This window comes from Streptococcus sp. HMSC056C01, assembly GCF_001811305.1.
In the GTDB taxonomy this organism is placed as follows: domain Bacteria; phylum Bacillota; class Bacilli; order Lactobacillales; family Streptococcaceae; genus Streptococcus.
In genome coordinates, this window is sequence record NZ_KV804189.1 from 80,045 (window position 1) to 91,998 (window position 11,954).

Below are 11,954 nucleotides of genomic sequence, written 5' to 3' on the forward strand. Positions count from 1 at the left end.
CTTTTATGGAAAATGGGTTACGATTTCGCCCTTAGGTCCCATCTGAACTAATCCCATCAAGATATTCCGTACCATATCTGAACGAATCTGCTCTTTCATGGCTTCAAATCCCATATAGGCTTCTCGGTAGTATTCTACGATAGGGTTCGTTTGACTGGCTGTTTGCCCGCCAATTGCCATCATCAACTGTTGCAGGTAGTCCACCTGTTCTACCCAGTTATCATCAATGGCTTTAAGCATGGAAACTCTCAAAAATTGGTCATATAAATCATGAGGTTCTAACAAGGTCTTCTTATCATTTAACTCATTGTTAATGATTTGAATCAAGAAATTTCTCAACGCTTGTTCATCTTCAATGACTAAATCAAGAGGCAATTCTCTGATATTAAAACTGATATTCGTGACAATATAGTGAAATAATTCTTCTCTGGTTTTTATGTTTTCAGATAAAATTGTTTCAATATACTCGTCAATCATCTCAGATAATACATCTCGAAGATCCCTATCTCCGTTTATTAAACGATTTCTTTCCTTATAGATGAGATCACGTTGGATATTCATACTCTCAGCATATTCTAGTGTTCTCTGTCTGTTTGCACGACTAGCACTATCACTTGCATTTTGAGCTTTCTCAACTAGTCTGTGATATTTTCTTCCCTCAAGGATTTGTGGTTGAGTAATATCAGCAACACTATACTCTTTGTACATTCTGTGAACCCAGGATGGACCGAACTTCTTGATGACATCATCTTCTAATGATACAAAAAACTTCGACAGTCCTGGATCTCCTTGTCTACCCGAGCGTCCTCTGATTTGCAGATCAATTCGCTGACTTTCCATTCGTTCTGTACCGATGACTACTAGGCCACCAAGTTCAGCAACACCAGGTCCCAATTTAATATCTGTTCCTCGACCTGCCATGGATGTTGCAACCGTCACGGCTCCCATCTGACCTGATTCAGAGACAATTTGTGCCTCGCGTGCAGCATTATTGGCATTCAAGACGTTATGGGCGATTCCTTCCCGCAACAGTAGGGACGAATAGAGATGCGACATCTCAACAGATCCGACAAAGACTAGTAGTGGGTTTCCTTTGAGATGGTATTCCTTGATACACTCAAGTGAAGCATAAACCTTTTCTGGTAGTGTTACATAAAGATTATCTGGATAGTCTTTTCGGATTAAGGGACGATTGGTTGGAATTCGAATAACAGACATATTATAGGTTTCCAAAAATTCCTTCTCTGCGACCTTCCCAGTCCCAGTCATTCCTGATATCTTATTAAACATTTTGAAAAGACTTTGATAGGTGATAGAAGCCATTGCCCGCGTTTCAGGAGAGAGTTTCACATGCTCCTTGGCTTCGATGGCCTGATGAAGTCCTCCCTGCAACTTGGTCATTTCCATCAAGCGACCAGTTCCTTTATCCAGGAGAATCATCTCATCATCCCGAATGATATATTCCTTATCTCTCGTAAATAACTTATGCGCTCTCAAGGAATAGACTAGGTGTCGTACATAAGTGGCGTATTCTTCCTTATACAAGTTATCAATTCCTAGGAAGCTTTCAGCAGTTTTAGCCCCCTTTGTAGTCAACCATATCTCTTCTTTTTCTTCTTTAAAGATATAGTCTTCATTTTCAACCATGGTTGTTACTAAAGTATCGATGATTCCATAGTAGTTGGACTGAACGCGAGGAGATCCCGCAATGATGAGTGGTGTCTGTGCACTATCTAGTAAAATATCATCAATTTCATCAATGATTACATAGTCAAACGGACGTAAAAACTTATCTTTACTACTGGAAGCTAGATTATCATTTAGATAATCAAAACCTAGACCATTATTTGTCAAATAGATAATATCTGAGTTATAGATTTCTTTTTTTTCTTTGGATGTTAATTCCTCTTTAGGATCATCAGTGAAAGGTAAACCTAAACTTAAACCCAAGAAACGATAAACCGGCCCCATTTCCTCTGAGTCACGCTTAGCTAGATACTCATTGGTCGTAATCAACATAGCACCTTTACCAGTAAGGGCATTGAGATAAAGAGGCATAGTCGCAGTCAAAGTCTTTCCTTCACCGGTATTCATCTCGGCAACATTTCCTTGGTGGATGACAATCCCCCCCATAACTTGAACATCATAAGGAAACATTCCTAGGATTCGCTTATCAGCTTCTCGTACAACTGCAAAAGCTTCAACAAGTAAATCATCTAAGGTTTCCCCCTCTGCTAAACGTTGACGAAACTCTACCGTTTTTGCTGCCAAGGCTTCATCGCTAAGAGCTGCCATCTCATCTTTAAGACCATTGATCTTTTTTAAAGTAGCTCTGACTTTTCTAAGTTTTCTATTTTGATACAAACTATTAAACACGATCATACTCCTTAATTAAGAAAGAATAAAAATCGAGTGACTCAAACCCAGCAGCAATGAGAGAAACTCTATATGTATAAGCCTCCTCAGGATAAATGAAAGAAAAAGATAGGGTTTTCTCCACTTTTTCTTCCAGCACTTCTTCGTAACGGTCCAAGAAAACTAGTTTGATGTAAATGCTATTTTCAGGATAACAAGTCATATTCATGGTGAATTGATAGCGATGATTTCTTTTTAAGAGAGGTAGGCTGGGTTGGCTTCTATCACCTTGATAATTCGAGCTTGAAAGCCATGATTTGAGAACTTCTCCTGAAGCTAGTAATGGATTTGAAAGACTGATATGGCCATCTTCCCAAAACTGAACTCGAGTTCCATACAGGTAAGTTGCTCCCATATCCTCCCAGAGTATGTCTTCTCTTTGATTTATAATCATGTCTCACCTCTTCCAAATTCTGCTTGTAATATCATGTTATAAAAATGGATAAACCAGGTAACGTTGGTTCCTGTATCATCATTGTGTCGACCGGCTGTTCCTTTTGATAAGATCTTCGCTCCAGTTTGACAGAGCGTAGTGACTAGCTGATCATAAGCATGACTATCCATATCTTCATCCTTCATGTAAGAAAGACCAAACGTCGTTTGAGAAAAATCTGCTTGTTTGAAGGCAGACCAAAAACGGTTATCCAACTCATCCATGTGGGCTGGGCTGATTCCTCCAGTTTGATGATGAAGCACGTCGAATCCTGTTGGAAAGACACCTGGTGCTTCCAATCTACCACGTCTTGCAATTGTTCCTAAATTTGCTAAGGGTTTACCCACAACGATTCCTTTCGGTTCAAAGAATGAGCCATAGTAAAGAGAAGGGAAAGTTCCCATTGATAAACCTGATAAGATTAGATCTTTTTTATCAAAACCTAAGTATTCCTGATAATGTTCAATCGTTTGTTTGATTTTTTCTTCCAGTTCTTCACTACCCAGGTAAAATGCTCCACCTTCTAATCGAGGATCAGAGAACAGAATGAAGGGACACTTGAAATTTAGCATCATTCTGTATCCTTCAAATCCCTCGGCAGGTCGAAATCCTGAAAAGTAGACAGCCAATGGTGGTTTAAAATCTCCAGGATGGAAGAAGTAGTTAATCTCATCACGCTTATTATCGTGTAAGATATTCCCCCCAAGAACAAATTTCCCAAAGTACTTCCGACTCCAACGTTGATGTAGACTTCCCAACTTTAGAGTTCCTTGACCACGCGCCTCGACAGACAGACATAGGTAGGCATTGTAATCCTGATCCATGATTAGGGCTGTCTTCAGGTCTTCTTCTGTAAAGATCAAGTCTTCCACAATATCTGAAACCGAACCTTCAGGCATTTTTTTAACCCGAAACTGAAATTCTACACCTTCACTTTTTTCATACTCTAGCCACAACTCGATTGGAAGTTTTGTTGCAGAGACAAAGTTGTATTTCCAATGAGCTACTTGAGAAAACTCAGAACCAAAATCCCCCTCTAAGAGCAGATACTCAAAGCCTTGATAAGAAACAGAGCCTTTAAAACTTGGATGAACTTCTATTGTAGCTGGTTTCATCTTATCCCCGTATCCACCACCGAATAAGGAAGTGGATAAATCTTTTAAGAGCTTCTGTGGGTCTGAAAAGTCAATTGCTTGGGCACAGCGTTTTTTGATTAAATCCGAAATAAGAGAATTGCTTGTTTGAAACTCTTGGTTATAGAAAACCGTATAGGGCTCAATTATTTTAATGATTGGTAATAGGTCAACCAAGTAACGGCCATCTTCGATGAGAATGGCATTGAACTTGCGAATCTCATCCATTTTTATCGTTTCTTTAAGAGCCTTAGGAGAATTAGGATAAAAATAATACCAATCCATCTTTTTAGGAATCTCATAACGATGCTTCCAATTTTCTGTCCCTATCTGTAGGATTTTAAGATCCTTTGACATTTGTACTCTCCTCTATCCATTGATCTAGTTTCCCCACAAATTTTTCACCTGTATGTTCCTTGATTTTATCAATCGAGTAGATCAAAGACTGATTCCATTCTTTTAGGGTATCCAGGTAGTAATGGGCCGCTTTCTTAAATTCTGTGATAGTAGAAAGCAAGTAGCCATTTTTCAAATGGTCAACATAGACAGTCTCTACTTGATTCACCTGAGGAATTCCTGCACTAATTCCCGCTATTTGGGTATATAGGTGAGGTTGTGGATTCAAATCAACAATCAAACGAACATATTCTAAGGTCTTAATCATTTCCAATTCATCATTGATGTTTAACAAGCGATAGCGAAGTTTCTGTTGGACATTTTCCTTCAAAGGATTTTCAGCCCCTTCATAGTCGATTGCTTTCTCAAAAATTTCTGCCGAGAATTTTTCATTTATAATTTCCTGAATGGCCTCTGCGACTCTATCCATCTGGTCGTTACTGGCAGCAAAAGCACCGAAAATTACCTCAGTGTCTTTGGTCTCTGCAAGGAAGGATAAGATTTGGAAAAGACCTTCTTTGTCCAATTCTTCTTCAAAATTAAGTTGATAATAAATTATAGATTCTCTCTTTGTCTGACTTTTTCCCAATCTCAAACGAGTATCAAATGGCGATAAATGTTTGAAAAGATTGTATTTATCTGGATACAATTCCTGCAAAAGCTGAAGGCTATCCTCTCTATCAACTAAGACCAAATCGACTTTGGATATAGACCCAAGTAGATCTCTCAAGCTCTCCTTTGGATTACGACCGATGAAAAGGCTCAATATTTTCGGATTTGCTTCAGGTAAGCGATTTAGAACAAAATCGTTATGTCGAGAGTCAGATGGAATAATAAATAAATCATTACTCTCTTTAATCTTTTCGAGTCGTTTTTCAAAGAATTCAGCCACCAACTGCTCCATATCACTATAGTGGAGCGAATCAAAACGAAAGGCAAAAATAGGATTAATCTCTACCCTACCATCCTCTTGTAAATACTCTCTGAACTGCCAAATTCCCTCAGAATTCAGATAATCTTGATAAGATGGATAATTATCCTGATAATAAATGACACTCGAAACTAGGCCACGGTCATCCATAATATAGTGCTCGATCATTTGCCCTTGGGTATCAAAATACTGAATATCACTAATAAAACCTTCCACACCATGCTCAATTTGAGCATAGCGTTTCCCATCTTTGTGGATAACAATAGCGAAAGGACTGTACATAAATTCACAGTCCTTATCCCACTCAATATCTCTGATATTCAGTACTTGTGGAGAAATATCCGTAATATCTTGCATTTCATCAAAAATAGAATATACTTCAGCCTCTAATACACTATGACGATGTAAGAAATAGCGAAGATGTGGTTGATAGGCTAAAACCAAAAGGCTTGACGGCAGTTCTTGTCTATCTAACAGACGAATCTGATTGAAGGTATCGTCAAACTCCAACTTAAAAGAAGACCGATACCAAGGGATGATATCTGCATGCCACTGACGATGACTACCATACCAAGCCGGAATAAAATAATACATAACACTCTCCTAAATCAGTGGTTTATAAGTTTCGTTTAACTTCAGTGCACTAATTTCATCTTTAATGTTAAAGATCATACCACTTAAAATCATAAACAAACCTGGTATCATACTCACTCTCAATAATTGTTCATCAACTAAAACAAATAACATCGGTAGACCTGCGAATAACACATTAAAGATACCACCTACAATAGCAAACTTGAATACTAGATTATTGATAAAATTACTGGTATCCTCACCTGGATAAACGCTATAAATGTACTCACCAGAGCTTTTCATCCGTTCTGCCACTCGTTCCCCACTAATATTGACAAAAGCAAAGACAATACTAAAGACAAACAAAGTCGCTATATAGGTATAAATCCACAAGGGTTTCCCCGTTGCATATTGGAAAATTATATGTTGATAAACCGTGTTCTCTGGATTTACTAATTGTAGCAAAAGAAATAGGTAAGTTGGTAAGTTAATTAAACTCATCACATACATGAAGGGCATCCCACCTGCAGGATTCAACATAATTTCAAAATAAGAATAACGCTTAAAGCGAGAGTGGAGACCAATCTTATTGACTGGAATCCGATAACGAGCACGATAAAAAATTGCAATGAGATAGGCAAAAACGATCCCCATCGCTCCAAGTATTACGACAATCCACATAGGAATCTCGAGTTTTTGTATTGATTCCATGATGTCTTGAGGAAGATAGAGAATCATACTAGTCAATAAGATAGCAAAATAGCCACCAATCCCCATAGTAGAGTTAATATCTGATAACCATATCAAGAAAAAAGTCCCGGCTATCAGCAAGGTTGTGTTTAGTATGAGTACCAAGAGTGTGTTATAGTTGTCCTTGATTGGTAAATTTACTACTAAAGCTAGCGATTGAATCAAGGCAATTGTCAAAGTTAGATACATCTTTCTCCGATCCTGAACTTCAGCAGAGCCAGAAGCAAGATTCAAACGTTTAGATAAGGAGAACATTTGCCATAAAATCATCGATGACATCCAGGGGGATAAACCGACTGAAAAGATTGACAAACTACGTAAATCGCCCCCTGTAATTGCAGTTGAAAAAGCTAAATAAGCAGTAGACCCCCCAAGAAAATCTCTACTATTCAAATCAATAAAAGGAAGAGTTAATCGACTACAAAGAACATAAATAAAAATTAAGAAAAGAGTTATAAAACCTTTTTTTATAACTATAGATGAAAAATAATTTTTCAAAACAATTCCTTCCATTCTATAAATAAACATCAGAAAGTTCAAAAATATATACTTCTTTAGTTTTCTTTATAAATACATAAAACCATGGCACAAAACTACTAGTTTTTAGTATAAAATACTATTTCCCTCCATAAATTCAATGTCATTATTATAACAAAAAAAGCAGAAAAAATCTGCTTATAAGAAAATAAAGATAAATATCGTTGTTTTTTATCAAAGAATTTCTTATTGTCTTAAGATAAATTTCAGAGTCTGATTGATTGTCTCCACACTTTTATTTGAAATCAATCGGATAATTTGAGATCCACTACTTCAATCAGTCAAGATAAACAAACAATCATTTTTCACCCTTGTTAATAGCACTGAATCAATCTCATCATCCTCATTTTCTAATCATAAATTGATAGGAGGCTGGACTAGGAAATACAGAACTACATTCTTTGGATAAATTCTTTGTTTAACTTCAGGGAAAGTTTACAATTCTCTAATTAATAATATCATCTAGTTTTAAAGCCTCTATTTTATGTTCCAATTTTTGTTTTTCTTCCAAGTAGCCATGATGTGATAATTCTTTCAAATTGCGTTTCAAGACATAATCATACATTTTATATGTCTTCGCAATATCAATCTCCTCTAAATCTTTAGTAACCTCAATTCGTTCTTCTAAGGCTGATATATAGTCTAAGTGGGATAAGGTGAAATTATAACTCAACCCCTCGAGATTTTTACGATATGCATATACCACATGGTTACAAATAGCAATCTTTTGAGCTTCTAAATATAGTTTCCAACTTGTGAACTGATCCTCTGCATACTTCCCATATGGAAAACGAATATTATCAAATAAACTACGTTTATACAATTTTCCCCAAGCTACTGAAAAGAGTATAAAAGTAACATCAACCATTTCATCCATTTGATTAATTGCATAGTATTTATCCACATACGTAACTGGAAGTTGTGGAAAACAATCTTTCGAATAGAATAAAAAGTAGGGTTCCTCAAATCGACAGTATGCTCCGATTACCATATCAGACTCTCCTAATAGAATTGTTGCATACAACTTTTCTATAGCATCATCCATCAAAAAATCATCTGAGTCAACAAAAGTAATATATTCACCTTCTGCACGATCCAAACCATAATTTCTAGAATCTGATAAGCCCCCGTTTGTCTTTTCAAAATAACGGCAACGAGGATCACGGTTTACAAATTCATAGCAAATATCCCCTGAAGAATCTGTTGAACCATCATTTATTAACAACACTTCAATGTCTCGATAAGATTGTTTCAAGACACTATCAATACATTGACGTAAATACAATTCTCCATTATATATAGGAATAATAACACTAATTAAAGGTCTCACCATTTTCTCCTAATAAATTTAAAATATAGTTACACATTTCTTGAGGATATTGACTTGGGAAAACTCTATCAACATGATACGGATTTTCAACGTTATTAAATGAAAGAATTGGTTTCCCTTTCAATTTGACTTCTTCAATTACTGATTCATTTTTATCCTCATGATTAATATCGAGATAAAATACACATTCATCAATTAAACGACTACATGAGTAAGACAAAATCGATGGATAAAGTCTTATATTTTCAAACCTCCTTAAAGAATTCAATACATCTCCAACCTCTGAAAAACAAGCAATATTTATTATACAATTTGGCAACTTAGTAGCCAATATTTCTATATTTTCTAATTGCTGACTTGAGGTTTCTATCAAAAGTTGAATTTTAGTTTCCGGAATGAAATGAGATACAATCTCTGACCAATCCATCATTGCATATCTCCACCACACTTCTCGTAACCTAGAAAATGATCTAATATTCCATGGCTTATCTGCTGTCAGATAATGAATGATTGCTGGTAATGGATCTGTCGGTAACTCTAAAATAAAGAATTGTTTTCTCTGTTCTGCAATTCTATCATAACCTATCTGGAAATTATAAGTATCATCTAATACAATATATCTATCTCCAGTCGCCCAATTTAAAACAGTTTGATCTGATTCTTCTAAATTCTCATGCTCTCTATTTGTAATATCAATAAGCTTTTGCTGTATATTTTCTTTTTTCCAAAGCTTATTATTAATTAACATAACACCTGAATTAAAACGGTCTTCCAAACCATAAATTACCTTTGCTGCCGCTAAAAGCTTATCTCCAAGATTAATCGCAAACAAATCATTTAATGGTCTCGTTACAATAATATCACTATCTAGGTACAACACCTTATCTTCCTCCACAAACTGAGGAATAAAATATCTTGCAAAAGACATATGATTCATATGTTCACCAAAAGGTGGCAGTTTCCACGTAGTTGATACTAAACCACTAGTTAATTTCACATCAACTAACTCGCTATTTCTTTGCGCCATTCTCTTACGAACACTTATAAACCACTCTTGAGGAATATCTTGATTTAAAATATATACCTTACAATTTTCATGATGATAGCAAATAGATTTTAAGGTTGCTTCGATATAGCGTATGTAACCGTAATCCCCTGCCAAAACAAAAGTCATTTTTTGCATATCTCTGCCTAATTTACTTTCTTTAGTTTTTACAATTTCTATTACTAATTATAACATTTTTCATATTAATTAACTAGTAATAATCATAACCACCCGTCAAACGGGTGGTTTGCACCAGGGCTATAAGCCCAAATTACCAGAGTCTGGGACAATAGTTTCCTAGCACCCAAAAAAGCAACGGATTTACCGTTGCTTTTTGCATGGTTGCGATAGTCTTGGTAAAATAGAATTGCACAATAAACATTTAGAAAGGCTATCCCATGCATATTCACTATAACACAAATCAAACAACTTTACCACTAGAAATCGGTTCTTTCTTGCCACAAGACCATCTCGTCTTTACTATTGAAAAAGTGGTGAATACCTTCTTGGAGGATCATCATTTCCATGCCTTCTATCATGCCTTTGGTCGCCCATCTTATCACCCTAAAATACTTGTATCTACTCTTCTATTTGCCTATTCACAAGGGATTTTCTCTGGGCGAAAAATTGAAAAAATGATGATTGAAAGTCTCGCTATGCAGTACCTAACAGGACAGTTAGTTGTCAGCTATCGCACCATCAATCGTTTTCGTGTTGCTGAAGGGATGGAAGAACTCATTCGTGATCTTTTCATCAACCTCAATCTTCGTTTAAAAATGGAAGAGTTAGTGACCTTAGATTGTCTGTTTATTGACGGGACTAAGATTGAAGCTAATGCCAACAAGTATAGTTTCGTGTGGAAGAAAGCGACAGAGAAATTCTCCGCCAAACTTCAAGAACAGATGCAGGTCTATTTTCAAGAAGAAATCACTCCTCTTATCCATCAAGCTATTAAGCTGGATGAAGAAGAACCAATTTCTTCAGAGTAGTTGCTTGCATTCGCTCAAGTCCTTGAAGAAGAATTGGAAAAATTGAACCAGGACATTGAGGAGACACCCGTTAAAGGAAAGGATGAACGTAAAACCCAGCGTCGGAAACTCAAGAAAGTCTTGCGTAAAGTCAAGGATGATTTTTCATTACGTGCTGAAAAATATGAGAAGTATCAAGAGACATTTGAAGGGCGTAACAGCTTTTCAAAAACAGATACAGATGCCATTATTATGCGGATGAAAGAAGATCATATGAAGAATGGCCAACTCAAGGCTGGCTATAATCTTCAAATCGCTACTGAAAACCAATTCGTTCTTCACTATGATGTCTTCTCAAATCCGACAGACACCAAGACTCTTCTACCACTCCTTGAAACCTATCCGCATGACTTGAAGACAGTTGTCGCAGATGCTGGATATGGAAGTGAAGAGAACCTCCTTCGTTTAGATAAAAAGGAGGTGAATCATCTGATTAAATATGCCATGTTTGACAAGGAACAGAAGAGAGGGTATACACAGTCGGCTAAAAACTTAGCGAATTGGCACTATAATGACAAGGAAGATAGCTACACGCATCCTGATGGTTGGTGCTATCGTTTTCACCATATCAAACATCAGAAAACACAGACGGACTTTCAACAGGAAATCAAGGTTTACTACGCTGATGAACCTGAATCAGCCCCTCAAAAGGGACTGTATATGAACGAACGCTATCAGCACTTGAAAGTTAAAGAATGTCAGGCGCTTTTATCTCCCGAAGGTAGACAGATTTTCGCTCAACGCAAGATTGATGTGGAACCTGTCTTTGGGCAGATAAAGGCTTGTTTGGGTTACAAGAGATGTAATCTGAGAGGGAAGCGTCAAGTGAAAATTGACATGGGATTAGTACTTATGGCCAATAAGCTCCTAAAATACAATAAGAGAACGACTCAAAATTAAAAAGCTAGAGTTCCGCAATTGGAAATCTCTAGCTTTTTTTTGTGGCTGAGAACTATTTTATACCAGACTCTTTTTCTTATCTTGTCGTTATAGAACTACTCTATATAACATAGATATCTTAGATCTCATCTTCATTTTCATCTTTACGACGTTTTGCAAATAAACTTATACCAGTAATAGCTGCCAAACCACCTAAAAGTACAGATGAATTAGAATCTTCTGAACCTGTATTTGGTAATTGTTTTTCTAAATTACCTGTTGATTCTACCATTCCAGATGCTGATGTACTTGCTGAAGTCGATGTACTTGCTGAAGCCGATGTGCTTGTTGAAGCTGATGTGCTTGCTGAAGCCGAATTACTAATTGAATCAGAAGTAATTACACTGTCAATGTTCAAACTATCCATAGAATGACTTTCAGGCAGACCTTTACTTGTAACTACTAACTCACTTGCTGAAGCCGATGTTGATTCAGAAGCTGATG

General features: G+C 36.5%; 8 protein-coding genes and 3 pseudogenes. 1 reads left to right on the forward strand and 10 read right to left on the reverse strand.

Translation table 11 applies throughout. The annotated features are described in order from the left end of the window. Nucleotides 1-3: 3 nt before the first annotated feature. From secA2 to HMPREF2795_RS10870, 9 genes and pseudogenes are all read right to left on the reverse strand, one after another. A complete protein-coding gene (gene secA2 / locus HMPREF2795_RS02470; RefSeq protein ID WP_398578194.1) occupies nucleotides 4-2,382 on the reverse strand; it encodes an accessory Sec system translocase SecA2 in 2,379 nt (792 codons plus the stop codon). Continuing rightward, nucleotides 2,369-2,809: an accessory Sec system protein Asp3 gene (gene asp3 / locus HMPREF2795_RS02475; protein WP_000586333.1), complete on the reverse strand. Its 441-nt coding sequence runs from the start codon at nucleotides 2,807-2,809 to the stop codon at nucleotides 2,369-2,371. The genes secA2 and asp3 overlap by 14 nt, the downstream gene beginning before the upstream one ends. Continuing rightward, on the reverse strand, nucleotides 2,806-4,338 hold the full coding sequence (asp2, locus tag HMPREF2795_RS02480) for an accessory Sec system protein Asp2 (protein ID WP_075228153.1): 1,533 nt from the start codon (nucleotides 4,336-4,338) through the stop codon (nucleotides 2,806-2,808). Before asp2 ends, asp3 begins: the two co-directional genes overlap by 4 nt. Then, nucleotides 4,322-5,902 carry an accessory Sec system protein Asp1 gene (gene asp1, locus HMPREF2795_RS02485; RefSeq protein WP_075228154.1) on the reverse strand — a complete coding sequence of 527 codons (1,581 nt, stop codon included), beginning with the start codon at nucleotides 5,900-5,902 and terminating at the stop codon, nucleotides 4,322-4,324. The genes asp2 and asp1 overlap by 17 nt, the downstream gene beginning before the upstream one ends. 9 nt (nucleotides 5,903-5,911) lie before the next feature. Beyond that, complete coding sequence (gene secY2 / locus HMPREF2795_RS02490; protein WP_186822896.1) at nucleotides 5,912-7,129, reverse strand: accessory Sec system protein translocase subunit SecY2; 1,218 nt, start codon at nucleotides 7,127-7,129, stop codon at nucleotides 5,912-5,914. 228 nt (nucleotides 7,130-7,357) lie between these two features. After that, nucleotides 7,358-7,522: pseudogene (locus tag HMPREF2795_RS10865) on the reverse strand (IS30 family transposase); the annotation flags it as partial. A 91-nt stretch (nucleotides 7,523-7,613) separates the two neighbouring features. Then, a complete protein-coding gene (locus HMPREF2795_RS02495; RefSeq protein ID WP_001247614.1) occupies nucleotides 7,614-8,498 on the reverse strand; it encodes a glycosyltransferase family 2 protein in 885 nt (294 codons plus the stop codon). Beyond that, a complete protein-coding gene (locus HMPREF2795_RS02500; RefSeq protein ID WP_261675626.1) occupies nucleotides 8,482-9,672 on the reverse strand; it encodes a glycosyltransferase in 1,191 nt (396 codons plus the stop codon). Before HMPREF2795_RS02500 ends, HMPREF2795_RS02495 begins: the two co-directional genes overlap by 17 nt. Before the next feature lie 92 nt (nucleotides 9,673-9,764). After that, a pseudogene (locus tag HMPREF2795_RS10870) lies at nucleotides 9,765-9,981 on the reverse strand (hypothetical protein). Between HMPREF2795_RS10870 and HMPREF2795_RS10240 the strand changes: the two are divergent. Further along, nucleotides 9,942-11,471, forward strand: a pseudogene (locus HMPREF2795_RS10240) (IS1182 family transposase). The pseudogenes HMPREF2795_RS10870 and HMPREF2795_RS10240 overlap by 40 nt on opposite strands. Nucleotides 11,472-11,589: 118 nt before the next feature. On the opposite strand, the gene HMPREF2795_RS02515 reads toward HMPREF2795_RS10240, so the two are convergent. Then, the coding region (locus tag HMPREF2795_RS02515; RefSeq protein WP_148131255.1) for an LPXTG cell wall anchor domain-containing protein at nucleotides 11,590-11,954 on the reverse strand (365 nt) is incomplete at its 5' end.

Excerpts from the sequence above, each read along its gene's own strand:
- secA2 (WP_398578194.1), bottom strand. The coding sequence starts at position 2,382 with ATGATCGTGTTTAATAGTTTGTATCAAAATAGAAAACTTAGAAAAGTC.
- asp1 (WP_075228154.1), bottom strand. The coding sequence starts at position 5,902 with ATGTATTATTTTATTCCGGCTTGGTATGGTAGTCATCGTCAGTGGCAT.
- HMPREF2795_RS02500 (WP_261675626.1), bottom strand. The coding sequence starts at position 9,672 with ATGACTTTTGTTTTGGCAGGGGATTACGGTTACATACGCTATATCGAA.
- asp3 (WP_000586333.1), bottom strand. The coding sequence starts at position 2,809 with ATGATTATAAATCAAAGAGAAGACATACTCTGGGAGGATATGGGAGCA.
- asp2 (WP_075228153.1), bottom strand. The coding sequence starts at position 4,338 with ATGTCAAAGGATCTTAAAATCCTACAGATAGGGACAGAAAATTGGAAG.